Source organism: Stenotrophomonas maltophilia (assembly GCF_013464485.1).
Lineage (GTDB): Bacteria > Pseudomonadota > Gammaproteobacteria > Xanthomonadales > Xanthomonadaceae > Stenotrophomonas > Stenotrophomonas maltophilia_AW.
In genome coordinates this window covers 33,566-54,409 of the sequence record NZ_RAUX01000002.1, presented here as the reverse complement: position 1 = coordinate 54,409, position 20,844 = coordinate 33,566, and the positions used below count along the sequence as shown (strand labels likewise).

The following is a 20,844-nucleotide window of genomic DNA, read 5'->3' as shown; positions in this document are numbered from 1 at the left end:
ACCGCGTTCATGCGGCCAGCACCGCCATCGACAGCAGTTGCGCGCCGCTGTCGCCGGAACTGCAGGTCCAGACCCGCAGCAGGCGCAGTTTCAGCTCGCGCTCCTGGCCCTGCTCGCACACCGACAAGCGCACATCGCTGGACAGCAGCGCCAGGCGGCCACACAGCAGCGTTTCCACCGTGTGCAGCTGCAGGCTTCGTACCTGCAGGCCACCGGCCAGCCAATCGCCCAGCCAGGGCAAATCGAGCATGCGCCCGCCGTGGCCATCCATCATGAACAAGGCCGGCGATACCAGCGCGGTCAGCGCATCGTGATCATTTTGCAGCAGCGCTGCGCACAGGCGCTGCTCCAGCACCATCAACTGTTGCTCGTGCAGATCTTCAACGATGTTCCGTTCCATCCACGGTTCCTCCCGGCATCGGCCGGCGCCTGCGCAGGCGTTGCGCGATCCACTGCCGCGCGCCCTGCACCACTACATAGAAGACCGGCACGAAGAACACCGCAAGCACGGTCGCACTGACCATGCCGCCGAACACACCGGTTCCAATCGCCTGCTGGGTTTCCTTCGACGCGCCCTGCGCCAGCATCAGCGGCACCACGCCCAGCGCGAACGCCAGCGAGGTCATCACGATCGGCCGCAGGCGCAGGCGCGCCGCCTCCAGTACCGCCTCGACCAGTCCGCGTCCCTGCTGCTGCAGCTGCCGCGCGAACTCGACGATGAGGATCGCGTTCTTCGCCGACAGCCCGATCACGGTGATCATGCCGACCTTGAAGAACACGTCGTTGGGCATGCCGCGCAACAACACGGCGGCGACCGCACCGAGCAGGCCCAGCGGCACCACCAGCATCACCGCCAGCGGAATCGACCAGCTCTCGTACAGCGCCGCCAGCACCAGGAACACCACCAGCATCGACAGCAGCAACAGCCACGGCGCCTGCGCACCGGATTCGCGCTCCTGCAGCGACTGGCTGGTCCATTGCAGGGCGAAGCCAGACGGCAGCTTCTCCGCCAACCGCTCCATCTCCGCCATCGCCTGACCGGTCGACACGCCGGAGGCCGGGGCGCCGGACAGATTCAGCGCCGGGAAGCCGAGATAGCGCTGCAGCTGCAGCGGCGCCTCGGTCCAGTGCGGGGTCACCAGTTCGGACAGCGCCACCATGCCGCCCTCGCTGTTCCGCACGTACAGCTTCAGCACGTCCTCCAGTTCCATCCGGTGGGGTGCATCGGCCTGCAGGATCACCTGCTGCAACCGGCCCTTGTTGGGGAAATCATTGACGTACTGCGAGCCCATTGCCGCCGACAGCGTGCTGCTGATGTGTTCGAAGCCCACGCCCATCGCCTCGGCCTTGGCCCGGTCGATGTCCAGCCGCACGCTGGTGCCGGCCGGCAGGCCATCGGCATGCACCTCGGACAGCAGCGGGCTGGCCTCGGCCAGCTTCAGCAGCTGCTGCAGGGCCGCGCGTAGTTCGGCCTGGCTCTGCCCGGTACGCGCCTGCAGGGCGAGCGAGAAGCCGGACGAACGGCCCAGGCTGTCGATCGCCGGCGGCATCACGCTCATCACCTCGCCCTCGGCAATCGTGGACATCGCCTTCTGCGCGGCCTCCACCTCGCCGGCCGCGGTGGCGCCTGCACGCTCGCTCCAGTCCTTGAGCATGGTGTAGGTCAGCGCCGCGCTCGGGCCGGAGCCGGAGAAGCTGTAGCCGAGGATCGACTGGTTGGAGCCGATGCCCGGACGCGAGGCCACGTGCCGCTCGTAGGCTTCGACCACGGCCAGCGTGCGCTCGGCGGTGGCTTCGGCCGGCAGCTGGATCGAAGTCATGAAATAGCCCTGGTCTTCTTCCGGCAGGAATGCGCCCGGCAACCAGTGCAGGCCCAGCAGCAGCGCCACCACCAGTGCGGCGAACACGCCCATCACCCGCCCACTGCGCTGCAGCACCGAGGCCACGCCACGCTGGTAGCGCCCGGTCATCTTCTCGAAGCCACGATTGAAGGCACCGAACAGCCCGACACGACCATGGTGGCCATGGGTATTCGGGCGCAGCAGGGTCGCGCACAGCGCCGGCGTCAGGCTCAATGCCAGCAGCGCCGAGAACAGGATCGACACCGCCATCGCCACGGTGAACTGGCGGTAGATCGCGCCCACCGAGCCGCTGGCCAACGCCATCGGAATGAACACGGCGGTCAGCACCAGGGTGATGCCGATCACCGCACCGGTCAGCTCGCGCATCGCCTTGATGGTGGCCTCGCGCGGCGGCAGTCCTTCCTCGGCCATGATCCGTTCCACGCCCTCGACCACCACGATGGCGTCGTCGACGATGATGCCGATCGCCAGCACCATGCCGAACATGGTCAGCACGTTGATCGAGAAGCCCAGTGCCAGCATCACCGCGAAGGTGCCGAGCAGCGCGATCGGTGCGACCAGCGCCGGAATCAGCGTGTAGCGCCAGTTCTGCAGGAACAGGTACATCACCGCGAACACCAGCAGCATGGCCTCCAGCAGCGTCTGCACCACCTTCTGGATCGAGATCTTCACGAACGGTGCGGTGTCGAACGGAATGCTCGACTCCACGCCGCGCGGCAGCAGCGGCGCCAGTTCGGCCATGCGCTCGCGTACCGCCGACGCGGTGCGCACTGCGTTCGCGCCAGGACGCAACTGCACCCCGGCGGCGGTCGCTGGGTGGCCATCCTCACGGGTGCCCCACGCATAGCTCTGCGCGCCCAGTTCGACGCGGGCGACATCGCCCAGCACCACCCGTGAACCGTCTGCCCCGGCGCGCAGCACGATGGCTGCGAACTGCTCCGGCGTGGACAGCTGCCCATCGGCGCTGAGCGGCACGGTGATGCGCTGGCCCGGAACACCCGGCGAATCACCGATGCGTCCCGGCGAGATCTCCAGGTTCTGCTGCTCGATGGCGGTGGCCACATCACCCATGGTCAGGCCGTAGCCGGTCAACCGGGTCGGGTCCAGCCAAACGCGCATCGCCTGCTCGGCACCGAACAGCTGCACGCGGCCGACTCCATCGATGCGGCGCAGCTCTTCGATGATGTTGCGCGCCATGAAATCGCCCAGCGCCGCTTCGCTGACGCTGGCATCCGGCGAACGCAGGCCGACCAGCATCAGGAAGCCGGAATCGGCGGCCTCCACGAACAGGCCGTTCTGGCGCACGCTGCGCGGCAGGCGCGGCTCGATCGCCTTGATCCGGTTTTGCACGTCCACCTGCGCCAGCTCCGGGTTGGTACCGGGCTTGAAGGTCGCAGTGATCGAGGCTTCGCCGGAGGTGTCCACCGACGATTCGAAGTACAGCAGGTGCTTGACGCTGGACAGCTCGCGCTCGATCAGCCCGACCACCGCATCATTCAGCGTCTGCGGGCTGGCACCCGGGTAGCTGGCATAGATGCTGACACTGGGCGGCGCGACCGCCGGATAGCGCTCCACGGCCAAGCGCGGAATGGCCAGTACGCCGGCCAGGATGATGAAGATCGCCAGCACCCAGGCGAACACCGGGCGATCGATGAAAAAACGTGCCATGTTGGATTTTCCTGGAGGGGCTGGCCCGGGAAAGGCTCAGCCCTTGCTGCCGGCCTGCACCGCGCCGGCGCTGGCGACCGGCACCTGCCAGTCGCGCGCATCGACCACCACGCCTTCCTGCAGGCGTTCCTGGCCCTCGACCACCACCTTTTCGCCCGCCTTCAGACCGGTGCGCACCAGCCAATGGCGATCAACGCTGCCGTCGACTTCCAGCGTGCGGATCACCGCCTTGCCATCGCCACCGATCACCCAGGCATAGGCCTGGCCACCGGCGCTGCGCAGCACGGCCTGCTGCGGCACGGTCAGCGCGCTGGCCGGTGCACCCCGCGGCACTTTCGCGCGCACATACATGCCGGGCAGCAGCTGGCGCTGCGGGTTGTCGACCAGGATGCGGAGGATCACATCACCGGTACGCGCATCGACGTTGATGCCGGAGAACAGCATCTGGCCACGCTCGGACAGCGGCTTGCCGGCGGCACCGATGATCGTCACCGGCAGCTCGCCACCACCGGCAGCACTGCGCTGCAGCGATTCCAGCTGGGCCGCCGGCTGGCGCACATCGACGTAGACCTGGTCGATCTGCTGTACCACCGCCATCGGCTCGGCATCGGCCACGCCGACCAGTGCGCCTTCGGTCACCAGCGCCTGATCGATGCGGCCGGCAATCGGCGCGCTGACCGTGGCATAGCGCAGGTCGAGCTGGCGACGGGCCAGGATCGCGCGCGCTTCATTCACCGCGGCACGGGCCTGTTCGTACTCGGCACTGGCATCGTCGCGATGCTGCTGGCTGACGGCCTGTGCCGCGGCCAGTGCATGCAGGCGCTGCGACTGCACGCGGCTGCGGCCCAACGCGGCCTCGCTGCGCTGCAGGGCCGCCAGGGCCGAATCGACGTCGGCACGGAACGCCGCTGGATCGATCTGGAACAGTGCCTGGCCCGCAGTCACCTCGGCGCCCTGCTCGAACAGGCGCCGCTGCACGATGCCGCCCACCTGGGCGCGGATCTGTGCGGTGCGTACAGCGGCCACACGGCCGGGCAGCTCGTCATCGCGCTGCACCACCTGCGGGCCGACGGTGACCACGCTGACACGCGGTGCGGCTTCGGGCGTGGCGTCGGGGGCGGAGCAGGCCGTCATGGCCAGAGCGAGGGCCGCGATCAACGCGACCGGAGTCCTGAAGGTTCTCATTGCTGTGCACAATGCCGCGCAGGCGGCTGATAGGTTCTGAAGCGTGCAGTCTGCGGGGCGATGATGGGGTTTCGATGGAGGAACTGTGGAGATACGATGGAGGCAAGCACCTTAAGGCCCCGCTCCCCGCATGCATGCCTCCCCTGCCCTCGCCGCCCTCGTCCTGATCGTCGAGGATGAGGCCGAGATCGCCGATATTCTTACCGCCTACCTGGAACGCGAGGGACTGCGCACTGTCCGTGCTGCCGATGGACAGAGCGCGCTGGACCTGCACCGCAGCGCGCGCCCGGACCTGGTCCTGCTGGATGTGCAGCTGCCGCGGCTGGATGGATGGAGCGTGCTGACGCAGCTGCGCCAGCGCGGGGAAACACCGGTCATCATGCTGACCGCACTCGACCAGGATCTCGACAAGTTGACGGCGCTGCGCATGGGTGCCGACGACTACGTGGTCAAGCCGTTCAACCCGGCCGAGGTGGCTGCGCGCGTCCGAGCCGTGCTGCGGCGTACGCTGCGCGCTTCACGCGTGGATGCACCGACTGCGCTGCGGGCGGGCCCGCTGCTGATCGACGCGGCCACCCACGCCGTGCACGTGGAGGGCGATGGCTACAGCCATGAGGTGCTGCTCACTCTCACCGAGTTCAAGCTGCTGCACTGCATGGCGCTGGCGCCGACCCGGATCTTCAGCCGCAGCGAACTGATGCACGAGTGCCTTCCGGAAAGCGAGGCGCTGGAGCGCACGGTCGACAGCCATGTCAGCAAGCTGCGCCGCAAGCTGGATGAAGTAGGCATGGTCAACGTTCCGGCCAGCGTGCGCGGTGTCGGCTACCGGCTGATGGCCGACCGCTGATGGCCCGCCTGCGCCGCTCCGGGCTCAGCCGCCACATCATCGTCTCGATGTCGCTGATGGTGATCGGCGTCATCGTGATGATGATCCTGTCCTCGTGGCTGCTGTATGCGGTGCTGGTCGAGTTCTTCCCCGGCAGTACCGAAGAACCGGAAAGCTGGCTGCCGACCGGGCCGGAGCTGGCATGGATGGTCGGGGTGATCCTGACCGGCCTGGCGCTGGCCATCGCCGCCTCGTTCCGTCTTGCCCACCGCATCCTGTCGCCATTGAATTCTCTGGTCGACAGTGTGCGCGCACTGGCTGGCGGTGATCTCGGTGCACGCGCCAGCGTCGAGGAGAATTCACCGGGCGAAGTGGCCACCCTGGTCGAGGACTTCAATGCAATGGCGCGCCGCCTGCAGCACATGGAGAGCGAGCGTGCGATGTGGCATGCGGCCATCGCCCATGAACTGCGGACACCGGTGACGATCCTGCGTGGTCGCCTGCAGGGGTTGGCCGAAGGCGTATTCCAACCCGACGAGTCACAGTTCCGCAGCCTGCTGGCCCAGGTAGAAGGCCTGTCGCGCCTGATCGAGGATCTGCGCGTGCTGAGCCTGTCCGACAACGCGCGACTGGACGTGCGCCGCGCGCGCACCGACGTGGTTGCCGAAGTGCATTCGGTGGTCACCCTGGTCGATCCGCAGTTCCGCGCCGCCGGCTTCGTGCTGGAACTGGAAACCAGCCGCGAGGAACACAACGCTCACTGTGATCCGACCCGGTTGCGCCAGGCGCTGCTCGCATTGCTGGAGAACGCACGCCGCTACGCCAGTCCGGGCAAGGTGCGGATTGCCGTGCATGACACGCCGGGCCATGTCCAGGTAGCCATCGAAGACGAAGGCCCGGGCATCGACCCGGAACTGCACGCGGATATCTTCACTCCGTTCATGCGCGCCGACGGTTCGCGCTCACGCCAGAGCGGTGGCAGCGGCCTCGGCCTGGCAGTGGTCAAGGCGATCGCCGATGCCCATGGCGGCCGCGTCTACTGTTCGCAAGGCAGCGTCGGCGGCAGCCGCTTCGTCATCGAACTGCCGCGCCAATAGCGGGCGTGGCCGCCTGTTTGCGCAGATGCGCGCCGAGCAGGGCCAGGTTGGCGTCGATCGCATCCATTTCGTCACGCTGCCGGGCGGGCAGCTGCTGGCGCAACTGTACGCGCAACGCCTGCCACGCAGGGACTGCCTGCGCACTGGCGTTGGCCGCCACCTCGGCCAGTACCGCCTGCTCATCGGACAACGGCAAGCCATAACCCCCCTCCCGCAGCAGCGTCCCTGGCCGCAACCACTGCCCGCTCTGCTCCAGCAAGCCGCGCAGGTTGCGGGTTGCGGTGCTGTCCGAGGCGGCCAGCAGCTGCCGCTTGAGCACATCCCGCGCGCGCAGTTCGGCACGGCGTTGTGCGGCCTGCTCAAGCAACAGCAGGCCGGCGCTGGCGCGCAGGTCGCCCTTCAGCAGCCAGGGTGCCCGTTGCTGTGCAGGAAGTTTCAACCAGCCGCGCACATCGCGTGCAGGCACGTCCAGCTGGGCGGCGGCCACCTCGAACATCTGCTGGTAGTGGTCGCGCGCCGAAGCGAAGTAATAGCCCTGCGCCTGTGCCGCGCTTCGATCAGCCAACACCTGCTCGTCGAGCACCCCGAGCCGCGCCAACCGGCGTTTCAACCCGCGCGGGCTCAGCTGGGCCAGGCCGGCCTCGCCCAGCCGCGGCACCCCCGCCTGCAACAGCTTCGCGGTTTCCACAGCGCAGTTGTTGCTGACGAAGTAATAGCGTCCGTCATAGCTCCAGTGCACCTGGGCGGTGCGTTCGAGCAGGCTGGCAATCTCGCCGCGCTGCAGCTGCAAGGGCAGCGACTGCAGGCCACGCAGCTCCACTTTCGTGTACTCGTCCACCACCTGCTGCAGCGGCAGCACGAACAGGCGCGACGGGTAACCGCCGGTGAGTCCGCGCCAGTTGGAAATCTGCACGTCGCCGACGAATGCACGGAACGACAGCACGCGGTGATGCTCCAGATCCAGGCGACAATCCGGCCCCGGTGCACGGCCCGGCCGGCAGATCACCAGCCGCAGCATGCTGTGGCCCCAGCGGCTCATTGGCTGCGCACTGCCCTCGGCAAACAGGTAATCCACCGCGTAGACGCGCGCCGGGTCGAGTTGCAGCAGCGATGCAGCGCCTTCTTCCGATTCGGCCTGGAGCAGGGGCAGCGTCCTAGCGCACTGCGGCTGCGGCAGCGACGGCGGTGTTCCGAAATGCGCCTGGTACCACTGCGCCAATGCCGGACGCCGGCAGGCAAACTCGCCATCGAGCACGAAATGCTCGGCGTTCACCGCCAGGTACTCGGCCGCACTTTTCAGCTCATAGCCATCCGGGCTGCGGTCACGGAAGTCGTTGTTGCCACGACCCAGATGCCAGGGCTTGCGCTGCCAACCGGCCAGATCGCGCCAACGGGCGCTGCGCGACCAGTTCGCACCCGTACGGTCGGCAACATGGGTCAGTTCGTGTACCAGCGCGCTGCGCCTTGCCCGCCGCGCACCCGGCAGGCCGTCTTCAAGCAGGTCGCGGCGCAGCGCAATGCCGCCAGCGAAGGCGCGGCCGTGAACGTCAGCCGGCAGGTCGTCGCTCCAGCGCACCTGCACGTGTGCCGGCAATGCGCGCAGCAGGCCATCGGGCAGCAGTGACTGCACGTCGGCCAGGGTCTGGCTGGCGAGCTGCTGCTGCGCCGGATCGAGACCGGAGGGATCGAGCTGCAGGCGATCGGCTGCGTGCGCGGAAGGGATGAGCAGCCACGCCAATGCGGCAATCCATCCGCACCGCCCACTGTGCCTCTGTAGAGCCGAGCCATGCTCGGCTGCTGTTGCGATTCGCGAGCGCTTGGCATTCAGCCGAGCATGGCTCGGCGCTACAGAAAGCGATGACGCCGAGGCCATGCTGCCTGGATCAACGCGCCAGCAGCGCGCGGGCCAGTTCCAGATCGCCCTGCTGCTGTGCGGCAGTGCTCTGCTCGCGCAGGTGGACCAGCGCGGCCTGCAGGCGCGCGCCACGGATCTGGCCGTCGCTGGCAACGAATGCGGCAGCATCATCGCGTGCGGCAAGCACCACCTTGTCATCACCCGAGCTGCTGCCCGAGGAACCGGAAGACGCACCCGTGGCGGAACCGGCCGAGGTGCCGGCAAAGCTGGAAGCGAAGCCGGCCAGCGGGAGGGACAGCAGGGCGAGCAGCAGAAGCGGACGGGTCATCGATGCGAAGCCGGTTGTGAAGGTGCGTGGAGCGTAACGGGTACGTGAAGGATTTGCCCGGTTCAAACGTCGAACAGCTTGCCGGGATTCAGCCGCGCTTGGGGATCGAACGCGTGTTTGACCGCCTTCATCAGGGCGATCTCGGCCGGGCCACGGGTACTGTCCAGGTAGCCCTTCTTGACCAGGCCGATGCCGTGTTCGGCCGAGATGCTGCCGTCGAAGCGGGCCAGCACCTGGGCCAGCAGCTTGGTCACGTGTTCGCACTGCGACACGAAATCGGCGTCGCTGGTGCCGTCGGGCTTGAGCACGTTGATGTGCAGGTTGCCGTCACCGATATGACCGAACCAGACCACGTCGAAGTGCGGGTAGGCTTCGCCGATCAGCGCTTGGGTCTCGGCCAGGAACGCCGGCATCGCCGAGATCCGCACCGAGACGTCGTTCTTGTAGGGCGTGTAGCGCGCCAGCGATTCGGTGATGCCTTCGCGCAGGCGCCACAGCTGGGCCGCCTGGGCGTCGCTGGCACTGATCACGCCATCGCTGACCCAGCCATTGCCCATGCAGTCTTCGAAGGCCGCCATAGCCGCCGCTTCCTGCGCCTCGTCATTGGCGGCGAATTCGGTCACCACGTAATACGGGTGCACCTCATCGAAGGGCGCCTGCGCGCCGTGGGCCAGCACATGCTCCAGCGCGCGGTCGGTGAAGAATTCGAAGGCCTGCAGCTGCAGGCGTGCACGGAAAGCGGCAAAGACCTGCATCAGCACTTCAAAACTGGGCACTGCCAGCAGCATCACGTTACTGGCCGGCGGCGGGTCGGTCAGCTTCACCGTCGCCTCGACGATCACGCCCAGCGTGCCTTCCGAGCCGATCAGCAGCTGGCGGAAGTCGTAACCGCTGGAGTTCTTGATAAGGCCCTTGTTGAGCTCCAGCAGCTCGCCGTTGGCGGTGATCACCTTCAGGCCGGCGATCCACTCGCGGGTGTTGCCGTAACGGATCACGCGGATCCCACCGGCGTTGGTGGCGACGTTGCCGCCGATCGAGCAGGAACCGCGCGCGGCGAAGTCCACCGGGTAGATCAGGCCGTGCTCCAGTGCAGCGTTGTGCAGGGCTTCCAGCGGCATGCCGGCCTGCACCACCAGCGTGCGATCGACCGCATCGTAGGCAAGCGCTTTGTTCATCCGTTCCAGGCTGAGCACCAACTCGCCGTTGGCCGCCACCGCGCCACCGGACAGACCGGTTCGGCCACCGGACGGCACCACTGCCACGCCCTCGGCGGCACTCCAGCGCATCACCGCCTGGACTTCCTCGACCGTGGCCGGCAGTGCGATCGCCAGCGGCGCCGGCGTCCAGCGCCGGGTCCAGTCGCGCCCGTAGTGTTCCAGGTCGGCCGGGTCGGTCTTCAGCTTCAGGCCGGGACAGGCCTGCTGCAGTGAGGCGATGCGGGAATCGGTCATGACAGTCCAGCGCGGTGCGTGAAGAGCGGGCAAGCGTGCCAGCGGCACGCGCCAGCGTCCAGCCCCGCAGGCAGGCAGATAGCTACGGATGTAACCAATTGCGCACTGCACCATGGCGCGGTGCGATCTGGCATAGTGGTTGGCCCCTGTCCCACTGGCCGTGTTGCCCCATGTCGCCGAAGAAGACCTCGTTCCCGAAGCAGGATATCCGCGTGCTGTTGCTGGAGGGGGTCAGCCAGACCGCCGTGGAGGTGTTCAGCGCCGCCGGCTACAGCCAGATCGAGGCACACACCAAGGCGCTGCCCGAGGACGAACTGAAGGCCCGCATCGCCGAAGCTCACATCGTCGGCATCCGCTCGCGCACCCAGCTCAGCGCCGAGGTGCTGGCCGAGGCCAAGCGCCTGATCGCGGTGGGTTGTTTCTGCATTGGCACCAACCAGGTGGACCTGGACGCGGCCGAGCTGGCCGGCATCCCGGTGTTCAACGCGCCCTATTCCAACACCCGCAGCGTGGCCGAGCTGGTGATCGCCGAGGCGATCATGCTGACCCGCGGCATTCCGCAGAAGAACGCCGAATGCCATCGCGGCGGGTGGTCGAAGTCGGCCAGCGGCAGCCACGAGGTGCGCGGCAAGACCCTGGGCATCATCGGCTACGGCCATATCGGCACCCAAGTGGGCGTGCTGGCCGAATCGCTGGGCATGCAGGTGATCTTCCACGACGTGGAAACCAAGCTGGCGCTGGGCAATGCCCGCGCCGCCGCCAGCCTGGATGACCTGCTGGCACGCGCCGACATCATCACCCTGCACGTGCCAGAAACCGCATCCACGCAGTGGATGATCGGCAGCACCGAGCTGGCCAGGATGCGCAAAGGCGCACACGTGATCAACGCCGCACGCGGCACCGTGGTCGACATCGACGCGCTGGATGCCGCGCTGGCCAGCGGCCACATTGGCGGCGCGGCGCTTGACGTGTTCCCGGTCGAGCCCAAGGGCAACGGCGATATCTTCGAATCACCGCTGACCCGCCACGACAACGTGATCCTGACCCCACACGTGGGCGGCAGCACGCTGGAGGCGCAGGACAACATTGGCGTGGAAGTGGCGGCCAAGCTGGTGCGCTACAGCGACAACGGCAGCACCCTGTCGGCGGTCAACTTCCCCGAAGTGACCCTGCCCGAGCACGCCGACAGCCTGCGCCTGCTGCACATCCACCAGAACGTGCCGGGCGTGCTGTCCAAGGTGAACGAGATCTTCTCGCGGCACAACGTCAACATCGACGGCCAGTTCCTGCGCACCGACCCGAAGGTGGGTTACGTGGTGATCGACATCACCGCCAGCGAAGAACAGGCCGCGGCCGTCCGCGACGAACTGGCCGCGATCCCGGGGACGTTGCGTACGCGCATTCTGTATTGACGCGGATCCCGCCATTCACTTGTAGAGCCGAGCCCATGCTCGGCTGCGGTTCCGGCCCACACTGAGCCGAGCATCGGCTCGGCTCTACAGGTTGCTAGCGCGCCAACCACCGGCGCGCCATGCGCTGCATGGACTCGTCCGATTCCGGGTCTGCGGCGACCTCGGCCACCGGCCGCCAGGCCAGCTCCAGCGACTCCTCGCTGAGGACGAAGGCCTCGCCACCGAGCGCGCGGATCACGAAACGCACGTCGTAGTGCCAGTGTCCCGGCACGTCCTTGCGTTCCGGAATCCAATGCTTGTCCAGATCGAAGATGGCAGGGTCTTCCAGCACCAGGCCGCTCAGGCCGGACTCCTCCTCGGCCTCCTTCAGCGCGACCTGGGCCAGATCGCGGTCGCCGTCGGCGTGGCCGCCCAGCTGCAGCCAGCGTTGCAGCTTGCGGTGGTGGGTCAGCAGCAGGCGCTGGCCGTCGGCACTGACCAGCCAGCAGCTGGCAGTGAAGTGGCCGGCCAGCCGTTCGCGCCGGAACGGATCTTCCGGATCGTCCAGCAATGTGCTGAATTCGGCAGCCAGCGCGTCGCGGGCCGGCTCGCGGCGGGCATAGTCGTGCAACAGCTGACGCAGGCGATCGTCAAGCACGGCAAGGGTTTCGGCGGTCTGGCTCATGAATGGGCGGGAACGGGAACATGACTGCTCATTATCGCCGTTCATTGTTGCGATTGCGCTTGTGCGTTGGCTTCAGCTTTGGCTAAGGTACAGCGGGCCGTTCGCGCGGCCTTCACCATTCAAGGTTGCCGGCAACGTATCGGCGGCCCACCCAAATCCGATCACTAGGAAGTACTGCATGCTGAAAGCTCTGTTGAGGGTCAAGCCGGTCCAGCCGGCCGGGCACGTCGATGCCGGCGAACCCATCGAAGGCAGCCTGGACGGCGAAGCCACGTTGAAACGGACCCTCACGGCTAAACACCTCATCCTGCTTGGCGTGGGTGCGGTGATCGGCGCTGGTATCTTCGTGCTGACCGGCCAGGCCGCGGCCAACCATGCCGGCCCGGCTGTCATGCTGTCGTTCGTGATTGCCGGCTTCGCTTGCGCCTTGGCGGGCCTGTGCTACGCCGAGTTCGCGGCAATGATGCCGGTCTCCGGCAGCGCCTATTCGTACTCCTACGCCACCCTCGGCGAAGGCATGGCCTGGTTCATCGGCTGGTGCCTGGTGCTGGAGTACCTGTTCGCCTCGGCCTCGGTCGCGGTGGGCTGGTCGGCGTACCTGATCAGCTTCATCACCACCACGCTGCACATGCCGTTCCCGGACCTGCTCAGCGCAGCGCCCATCGCCTGGACCGGCAGCGAGTTCGTCTCCTCCGGCAAGCTGTTCAACCTGCCGGCGGTGCTGATCGTGGCGGCGGTGTCCGGCCTGCTGTATGTGGGCGTGACCCAGTCGGCCTTCGTCAATGCGATCATCGTGGCGATCAAGGTCACTGTCATCTGCCTGTTCATCGGCATCGGCGCGGCCCACATCGACCCCACCAACTGGCAGCCGTTCATCCCGGAAAACACCGGCGTGCCGGGTGAGTTCGGCTGGAGTGGCGTGTTCCGCGCGGCCACCATCGTGTTCTTCGCCTACATCGGCTTCGATGCGGTCTCCACCGCCGCCGGTGAAACCAAGGACCCGCAGCGCAACATGCCGATCGGCCTGCTCGGCTCGCTGGCCGTGTGCACCATCGTCTACATCATCGTCTGTGCGGTGCTGACCGGTATGATGCCGTACCACCTGCTGGGCACCGACAAGCCGGTGGCCACCGCGCTGGAGCCCTACCCGACCCTGTCCTGGCTGAAGACGTTCGTGGAGATCGGTGCCATCGCCGGCCTGTCCTCGGTGGTGCTGGTGATGATGATGGGCCAGACCCGCATCGCGTACACGATCTCCCGCGACGGCCTGCTGCCGAAGTTCTTCGGCAAGGTCCACACCCGCTTCCGCACCCCGTATGTGGCCACGATCGTGGTCGGCGTGATCGCCGCCGCGCTGGCTGGCCTGGTGCCGCTGAACGTGCTGGGTGAACTGGTGTCGATGGGCACCCTGCTGGCCTTCGCCACGGTCTGCATCGGCGTGCTGGTGCTGCGCTATTCCAAACCGGAAATCCATCGCCCGTTCCGCGTGCCGATGGTGTGGATCATCTGCCCGCTGGGCGCGGCCACCTGCCTGTTCCTGTTCTGGCAGGCGTTCGTGGTGCACTGGCACCTGTTCGTTGGCTGGACGCTGCTCGGCCTGCTGATCTACCTGGGCTACGGCATCCGCAACAGCAAGCTGGCCAAGTCGCCCTGATCCGCCTACGGGCCGGCCTCGCGCCGGCCCGTCCGTTTTCCCCGCGCGCCGGTCATGGCGCGCTTCGACAAGACCACCACACATGTTCAAGCAACTGTGGGCCACCAAGCATCCGCATGCCGCCCATGAAGACGCCAACGGCCTGAGCCTGCGCCGCCACCTCGGCCCCTGGGGCCTGACCGCCCTCGGCATCGGCGCAGTGATCGGCGGCGGCATCTTCGTCATCACCGGCCAGGCCGCCGCCAACCACGCCGGCCCGGCCATCATGCTGTCGTTCGTGCTGGCCGCCATCTGCTGCGCTTTCTGCGCGCTGGCCTACGCCGAGTTCGCCTCGATGGTGCCGGTCTCGGGCAGCGCCTACACCTATACCTACGCAACCTTCGGCGAGCTCTCGGCCTGGTTCATCGGCTGGATGCTGGTGCTCGAATACGGCGTCTCCGCCTCGGCGGTGGCGGTCAGCTGGACCGGCTACTTCCTCAGCCTGCTCAGCCAGTTCGACATCCACCTACCGGCGGCCCTGGTCAACGCCCCACTCGACGCACAGCTGCGCCCCACCGGCGCGATCGCCAACCTGCCCGCCGCGGCACTGGTGCTGCTGCTGACCTGGCTGTGCTACGTCGGCATCAGCAAGTCCTCGGCGATGAACATGGCAATGGTCGTGCTGAAGACCGGCCTGATCCTGCTGGTCATCGTGGTCGGCTGGAAGTACGTTGATACCAGCAACTGGACGCCCTTCATCCCGGCCAACGAAGGCCCCGGCAAGTACGGCATGGAAGGCGTGCTGCGCGGCGCGGCGATGGTGTTCTTCGCCTACATCGGCTTCGAGGCAGTGTCGGTGGCGGCGCAGGAATCGAAGAACCCGCAGCGCGACATGCCGATCGGCATGATGCTGTCACTGGTGGTCTGCACCGTGCTCTACATCGCGATGGCCGCGGTGATGACCGGCCTGGTGCCATTCCAGCTGCTGGGCACCGACGAGCCGGTGGTAACCGCGGTGGCCGCGCATCCGCAGCTGGGTTGGCTGCGCTGGGTGGTCGAGGTCGGCGCGCTGGTCGGCCTGTCTTCGGTGGTGCTGGTGATGATCATCGGCCAGCCGCGCATCTTCATGATCATGGGCCGCGACGGCCTGCTGCCGCCGGTGTTCACCAAGATCCACCCGAAGTACCGTACCCCGCACATCAACACGGTGATCACCGGTATCGGCATCGCGCTGCTGGCGGCGCTGTTCCCGCTGGACATCCTCGGCGAGCTGACTTCGATGGGGACGCTGATCGCGTTCGCTGCCGTGTGCGCCGGCGTGCTGATCCTGCGCCGCACCCAGCCGGACCTGCCGCGCCCGTTCCGCATGCCGATGGCCTGGCTGGTCTGCAGCCTGGGCGTGCTGAGCTGCCTGGCACTGCTGTCAGCGATGACGATGCACAACTGGATGCTGATGGGCGTGTGGACCTTCGTCGGCTTCGTGATCTATTTCTGCTACGGATTCCGGCACAGCCGTCTGCGGGGTAAGTGAGTTTTTTGCATTGCAGGGCCTGCGGCCCTGCACCCGCCGGAGCAACGGCAAGAGCGGGCATGCTGGCTTGGCGGGGCGGGTTGGGTTCGCGGGGGACGCCGTGAATCCGTCCCTGGAGGCTTGGCCGCGCCATCCATGGCGCGGATACCCCCGCGAACCCAACCCGCCCCACCCCTGATAGTTTCCCGGCGCGTCCAGTAGATCCACGCCATGCGTGGATGAATTCATCCGGGAAATGAATTTTCTCCGGTCGATGAATCCTCTGTAGAGCGGAGCCATGCTCCGCTGCGAGCAAGCGCAGCGCCGCGACCCGCTTTTCGCTCTTCCTTCTTCATTCCGTGGCTGGCGCGCACGGAAACTGTCCGTGGCCGGGCGGGTGGGCTGTGCAGGGGTGTCCGCGGCATGGGCCCGAGGCATGCCTCGGGCGGGTTGGGCAGGAGGCCCAACCCCGGTCTTGCCGTGTGCGCAGGACAGCGCACGCGAGCAAGCCGCGGCCAAGCCCCCAAGGACGGGTTCACGGCGCCCCCDGCACAGCCCMCCCGCCCGGCCAAAGCAAGAAATCCAGCCCCGCCTCCAGCCACGAGGGGCTCAGCCGTTGGCCGAATCCAGTAAAATCGACCCCATGAACGCCCCCACCTTCCCGTACGACACTGCCCGCCTGAGCGAACTGGCCCAGCTGCTGATCGACAACGTCCGCGAACTGGCCCACGCCGGCTGGACCCCGGCCACCAGCAGCAACTTCTCCCACCGCCTGGACGACCGCCACGCCGCGATCACCGTCTCGGGCAAGGACAAGGGCCGCCTGATCGAAGACGACATCATGGTGGTGGACTTCGATGGCAAGGCCGTCGGCCGCCCGCTGCGCCCCTCCGCCGAAACCCTGCTGCACACCCAGCTGTACCGCCGCTTCCCGGAGATCGGCTGCGTGCTGCACACCCATTCGCCGGTGCAGACCATTGCCTCGCGCCTGTACGCGCCGCAGGGCCATATCCGTCTGGAAGGCTACGAGCTGCTGAAGGCCTTCGCCGGCAACAGCACCCACGAGATGGCCATCGACGTACCGGTGTTCGCCAACACCCAGGACATGAACGTGCTTTCGAAGCAGGTCGACGACCTGCTCGACCGCCAGAACCTGTGGGGCTACCTGATCGACGGCCACGGCCTGTATGCCTGGGGCCGCGACATGGCCGAAGCGCGCCGCCACATGGAAGCGTTCGAGTTCCTGTTCCACTGCGAGCTCGAGCTGCGCAAGCTGCGCGGCTGAGCCGGCGTTCAGGTGCAGATGCCGATCCGGAATCTGCGCCTCGCCCCCACCCTGCTACCCTGTCTTCCCCCGAGACGTTCAAGCTGCCGCCATGAGCCGACTGCGCATCTACGACGACACCCGCCCCGAATCGCCGCTGCTGGACACCCAGGACGGCGCGGTCATTGCTGCCGAACTGCAGAAGATCGGCGTCACCTTCGAACGCTGGCAGGCCACTGCACCGGTCGCACCCGGCGCCAGCCAGGAGGAAGTGTTCGCGGCCTACCGCGCCGACATCGACCGCCTGGTGGCCGAGAACGGCTTCAAGAGCGTGGACGTGGCCTCGATCGCCCCGGACAACCCGAACCGCGCCGAGCTGCGCAGGAAATTCCTCGACGAGCACTTCCACAAGGAAGACGAGGTTCGCTTCTTTGTCGCCGGCTCCGGCCTGTTCACCCTGCACGTGGAAGACAAGGTCTACGAGATCGAGTGCGTGAAGGATGACCTGATCGCCGTGCCCGATGGCACCACCCACTGGTTCGACATGGGCGATGAACCCAGCTTCGTGGCGATCCGCTTCTTCACCGAGCCGGATGGCTGGGTCGGTCACTTCACCGGCACCGACATCGCGCAGAAATTCCCCCGTTACGTACCCACCCAGGCATCCTGATCCATGCAGCCCCGCGTCATCCTGACCGATATCGAAGGCACCACCAGCAGCATCTCGTTCGTCAAGAACGTGCTGTTCCCCTATGCCCGCAAGGCACTGCCCGCGTTCGTCGCCGAGCACGGCCAGCAGCCGGAAGTCCGCCGTTGGCTGGATGCGGTGGCCACCGAGATCGGCGGCGCCTGCCAGGACAGCCTGGTAGCCGAGACGCTGCAGGGCTGGATCGACCAGGACCGCAAGCACACCGCACTAAAGGCGCTGCAGGGCCTGATCTGGGACGAAGGCTACCGCCGCGGCGACTACACCGCGCACTTCTACCCGGAAGTAGCGCCGGTGCTGAAGGGCTGGCACGCCTCCGGCCTGCCGCTGTACGTGTACTCCTCCGGCTCGGTGCCGGCGCAGAAGCTGTTCTTCGGCTTCAGCGATGCCGGTGACCTCAGCCCGCTGGTATCGGGCTGGTTCGACACCGAGATTGGCGGCAAGCGTGAGGCCGACAGCTACCGCCGCATCGTGCAGGCCATCGGCGTGCCGGCCGGCGAGATCCTGTTCCTGTCGGATGTGGTGGAAGAACTGGATGCTGCCCACGAAGCCGGCCTGCAGACCCGCCTGATTGATCGCCTGGATGACTATCCACTGCCGCGCACCGGACAGGCCGCCAACGGCCATGAGCGGGTCGAGAATTTCCAGCAGATCAAGCTGTAACTGCAGGGGGCAGATGCCAACCTTGGTTGGCATGCTCTTGGTGTGCCAACCAAGGTTGGCACCTACCAGAGCGGGGTGTTCAGCCCTCAACGGTCGTTGAGGGTCTTCAGCTTCAGCGCTTCGCGCAGGGTGGTCAGGTCCACCGGGCCACGCACTGCGATATCGCGGGTTTCGCCCGGCAACAGGTCCAGCAGGTTGTCTTCCACCTGCACATCCAGCGCGCCGAAATCGATCCACGCCGCGCGCACGTAAGCCGCGCTTTCCAGCCGCAGCCGGTAGTGGTCGCCATCGATGGTCAAGGTGGCCTTGAGCTTCTGCCGCGGCAGCGCCTGGTCCTTGGCTTCAACGAAACCGACCACCTGGCGCGCACTCACCTTGCCGTCCTGCAGCAGCTCGAACACGGCCACCGTGCGCTTCGGATCGGCACCGGCCAGCAGCTCGGCATCGCGGAAATCACCGATCGAGGTGACGCCTGCCGCCGTCAACGTCACCGCGTCCTCGCGACGACGCAGCACCTTGCCGTCCACATCCATCACCCGCAACCGCCAACGTGCATCTGCGGCAGCGCCATCATTGATCAGGCGAACCCGCGTGCTGCCCTCGTCGCGCAGTGCGGCCACCGTCACCGGCGCGAAGAAGCGGCGTGCGGCGTAGTGCAGTGACTTCCAGCGACCGAAATAGTCCACGCTGGACCAGGAGGCACCCGGCCAGACGTCGTTGAGCTGCCAGTACAGCGAGCCCATGGTGTACGGCCGCGATGCGCGATGATGCAGCGCGGCCAGTGCAATGCCGTCGGCCTGCATCACCTGGCTCAGGTAGACGAAATCCACGAAGTCGTTCGGCGTGCCATAGCCCAGTTCGATGTAGTGCAACAGGCGGCTGTTGCCCTCGCCTGCCATGAACTTCTGGTGGGCCCGGATCACCGGGCTGTCGATGCGCTGCTCGGCGCGGGTGGCGATCTGGTCCACCGTCGCCACCGACGGCCACGCCTGCAACCCGTACTCGGACATGAAGCGCGGGGTCTCGCGCAGATAGGCCTGGACCGGCAGCGCCGGATTGCCCCACACCTGCCAGTAGTGCTTGTCGCCGCGAGTGGAGTCGTTGGCCTTCTCGTCCAGATCGTTGCTGGGCGAACTGGACCAGTACGGTACGCCAAGCCCTTCCTCTCCGACCACCTGGCGCAGATCATTGCCAAACAGATCGACATAACCCTGCCAGACCTTCGACGCGAACGCCGGATCGGCCGCCTTCAGGTCGCGGCCGTGCCCCCAGTCCTTCCAGGCAGTTTCTTCTTCGTTGTTGCCACACCACAGCACGATGCTGGGGTGATGGCGCAGACGCCGCACGTTGTCACGCGCCTCCGCCACTACACTGGCACGGAATGCCGGATCAAAGCCTGGCTGCATGCCGCCACCGAACATGAAGTCCTGCCAGACCAGCAGGCCCAGCTCATCGGCGATATCGAAGAACGCGTCGTCCTCGTAGTAGCCACCGCCCCAGTTGCGCAGCATGTTCATGTTGGCGTCGCGCGCGGCGGTCAGCACCTGGCGCAGGCGCGCCGCATCGACGCGCGCAGGGAAAGCGTCGAACGGAATCACGTTCGCGCCCTTGGCGAAGATCGGCACGCCATTGATGACGAAGGCGAAGCCCTGCCCTCCTTTGCCATCTTCCTCGCGGCGCAGTTCGACCGTGCGCAGGCCGATGCGCTGCTCGCGCGCCAGCGTTGCATCGCCGCCACCATCCAGGCGAGCCTGCACGGCATAGCGATCCTGAGCACCATGGCCCACCGGCCACCAGCGCTTCGGTTCCGCCAGTTCAATCGGTAGTTCAACACTGTTCTGGCCCGGCTTCAGCAACACCGTGCGTTGCACCTGGGCCACGTTGCGGCCTTCTGGATCCTGCACTTCCACATTGACCACAGCAGAACCGGCTGCACTCCCCTGCTCCACCTGCAGCAGCACCGCCAGCTTCGCCTGCTCCGCGCTCAATGCATCGGTGCGCACGGCCAGATCGGTCAATCGATGCGTATCCCAGGCCTGCAGGTCGACACCGCGCCAGACGCCGGCGGTGACATAGCGCGGGCCCCAGTCCCAACCGAAGTGGTAAGCCGGCTTGCGCGCGAAGTTGCCGACCATCGCGTCTTTGGGCTCGTCCCCATAGGGCGAAGGATAGTTGCCGGCGATCTTGTGCGGCATCGCCTGCACGCCCGGCAACAAGGTGCGGATCGGCGATCGGAACACGATCTGCAGTTCATTGCCCTTCGCACGCAGGCGGCCTTCGACCCGGGCACGCCACGTGCGGTGCGCGTTGTCCGCGCGCAGCAGCGGCTTGCCGTTGAGGCTGACTTCGGCGTAGGTGTCCAGCCCATCAAAGCGCAGTTCGGCATTGGGCTTGGCCAGCGTCGCCGCATCCACGTCAAAGCGGGCGCGATACTCCCAGGCAGCCAGGCCGATCCATTGCAGCTCTGCCTCAGGCGCACCGACGTACGGATCGCGGATCAGCCCATGCGCCAGCAGGTCGGTGTGCACGCTGCCGGGCACCTTCGCGGCCCTCCATTGCTGCAGGCCCGGGTGGGCTGCGCCCTCGGCATCGCCGGGCAGCATGCGGAACTCCCACTCTGCCTGCAGAGGCGCTGCAGCCACCGGGAAGGCGGAGGCTGCGATCAGCAGCAGGAGCAGACGGACAACGAGGGAAAGACGATGCACGCGGAGCTCCTGTTT

At 66.9% G+C, this 20,844-nt stretch carries 16 protein-coding genes; 8 read left to right on the top strand and 8 right to left on the bottom strand.

Going from position 1 to position 20,844, the window contains the following annotated elements:
• Positions 1-7 precede the first annotated feature (7 nt).
• Genes D7Y61_RS01330 through D7Y61_RS01320 form a run of 3 tightly spaced genes read right to left on the bottom strand, consistent with a single transcriptional unit; the run spans position 8 to position 4,715 of the window.
• Complete coding sequence (locus D7Y61_RS01330; RefSeq protein ID WP_094001938.1) at positions 8-400, bottom strand: nuclear transport factor 2 family protein; 393 nt, start codon at positions 398-400, stop codon at positions 8-10.
• Positions 381-3,530 (bottom strand): multidrug efflux RND transporter permease subunit, encoded by a 3,150-nt coding sequence (locus D7Y61_RS01325; protein ID WP_180864667.1) that lies wholly within the window; start codon positions 3,528-3,530, stop codon positions 381-383. Before D7Y61_RS01325 ends, D7Y61_RS01330 begins: the two co-directional genes overlap by 20 nt.
• A 36-nt stretch (positions 3,531-3,566) precedes the next feature.
• Positions 3,567-4,715 (bottom strand): efflux RND transporter periplasmic adaptor subunit, encoded by a 1,149-nt coding sequence (locus D7Y61_RS01320; protein WP_180864666.1) that lies wholly within the window; start codon positions 4,713-4,715, stop codon positions 3,567-3,569.
• Positions 4,716-4,845: 130 nt separating this feature from the next.
• Here D7Y61_RS01320 and D7Y61_RS01315 point away from each other — a divergent pair, with 130 nt between their 5' ends.
• Entirely contained in the window at positions 4,846-5,562 is a 717-nt protein-coding gene (locus D7Y61_RS01315; RefSeq protein ID WP_180864665.1) for a response regulator, read from the top strand.
• Entirely contained in the window at positions 5,562-6,638 is a 1,077-nt protein-coding gene (locus D7Y61_RS01310) for an ATP-binding protein (RefSeq protein ID WP_180864664.1), read from the top strand. Before D7Y61_RS01315 ends, D7Y61_RS01310 begins: the two co-directional genes overlap by 1 nt.
• Here the strand turns inward: D7Y61_RS01310 and D7Y61_RS01305 are convergent.
• From D7Y61_RS01305 to D7Y61_RS01295, 3 genes are all read right to left on the bottom strand, one after another.
• Entirely contained in the window at positions 6,616-8,511 is a 1,896-nt protein-coding gene (locus D7Y61_RS01305; protein ID WP_180864663.1) for a DUF4105 domain-containing protein, read from the bottom strand. The two genes, D7Y61_RS01310 and D7Y61_RS01305, sit on opposite strands and share 23 nt — an antisense overlap.
• Positions 8,512-8,521: 10 nt before the next feature.
• Complete coding sequence (locus D7Y61_RS01300; protein ID WP_180864662.1) at positions 8,522-8,821, bottom strand: DUF2388 domain-containing protein; 300 nt, start codon at positions 8,819-8,821, stop codon at positions 8,522-8,524.
• Positions 8,822-8,883: 62 nt separating this feature from the next.
• The gene (locus D7Y61_RS01295) at positions 8,884-10,272 is read right to left on the bottom strand and encodes an FAD-binding oxidoreductase (protein WP_180864661.1); all 1,389 of its coding nucleotides are present in this window, start codon (positions 10,270-10,272) and stop codon (positions 8,884-8,886) included.
• A 170-nt stretch (positions 10,273-10,442) separates the two neighbouring features.
• Between D7Y61_RS01295 and serA the strand changes: the two genes are divergently transcribed.
• Positions 10,443-11,684, top strand: coding sequence for a phosphoglycerate dehydrogenase (serA, locus tag D7Y61_RS01290; RefSeq protein WP_180864660.1), 1,242 nt, complete (start codon positions 10,443-10,445; stop codon positions 11,682-11,684).
• A gap of 94 nt (positions 11,685-11,778) precedes the next feature.
• On the opposite strand, the gene D7Y61_RS01285 is transcribed toward serA, so the two are convergent.
• Complete coding sequence (locus D7Y61_RS01285) at positions 11,779-12,393, bottom strand: NUDIX hydrolase (protein ID WP_180864659.1); 615 nt, start codon at positions 12,391-12,393, stop codon at positions 11,779-11,781.
• Positions 12,394-12,526: 133 nt separating this feature from the next.
• Here D7Y61_RS01285 and D7Y61_RS01280 point away from each other — a divergent pair, with 133 nt between their 5' ends.
• The 5 genes from D7Y61_RS01280 to mtnC all read left to right on the top strand — a co-directional run bounded on the left by D7Y61_RS01280 (position 12,527) and on the right by mtnC (position 18,124).
• A complete protein-coding gene (locus D7Y61_RS01280) occupies positions 12,527-14,002 on the top strand; it encodes an amino acid permease (RefSeq protein ID WP_180864658.1) in 1,476 nt (491 codons plus the stop codon).
• A gap of 82 nt (positions 14,003-14,084) precedes the next feature.
• Positions 14,085-15,512: an amino acid permease gene (locus D7Y61_RS01275; protein WP_180864657.1), complete on the top strand. Its 1,428-nt coding sequence runs from the start codon at positions 14,085-14,087 to the stop codon at positions 15,510-15,512.
• Positions 15,513-16,134: 622 nt separating this feature from the next.
• Positions 16,135-16,776 (top strand): methylthioribulose 1-phosphate dehydratase, encoded by a 642-nt coding sequence (locus D7Y61_RS01270; RefSeq protein WP_180864656.1) that lies wholly within the window; start codon positions 16,135-16,137, stop codon positions 16,774-16,776.
• Positions 16,777-16,867: 91 nt separating this feature from the next.
• Complete coding sequence (locus D7Y61_RS01265; protein ID WP_180864655.1) at positions 16,868-17,425, top strand: 1,2-dihydroxy-3-keto-5-methylthiopentene dioxygenase; 558 nt, start codon at positions 16,868-16,870, stop codon at positions 17,423-17,425.
• Between the two features lie 3 nt (positions 17,426-17,428).
• Positions 17,429-18,124 carry an acireductone synthase gene (gene mtnC / locus D7Y61_RS01260; RefSeq protein WP_180864654.1) on the top strand — a complete coding sequence of 232 codons (696 nt, stop codon included), beginning with the start codon at positions 17,429-17,431 and terminating at the stop codon, positions 18,122-18,124.
• 86 nt (positions 18,125-18,210) lie between these two features.
• Here mtnC and D7Y61_RS01255 read toward each other — a convergent pair whose 3' ends face one another.
• Positions 18,211-20,829, bottom strand: coding sequence for a glycoside hydrolase family 2 protein (locus D7Y61_RS01255; protein WP_180864653.1), 2,619 nt, complete (start codon positions 20,827-20,829; stop codon positions 18,211-18,213).
• Between the last annotated feature and the right edge of the window lie 15 nt (positions 20,830-20,844).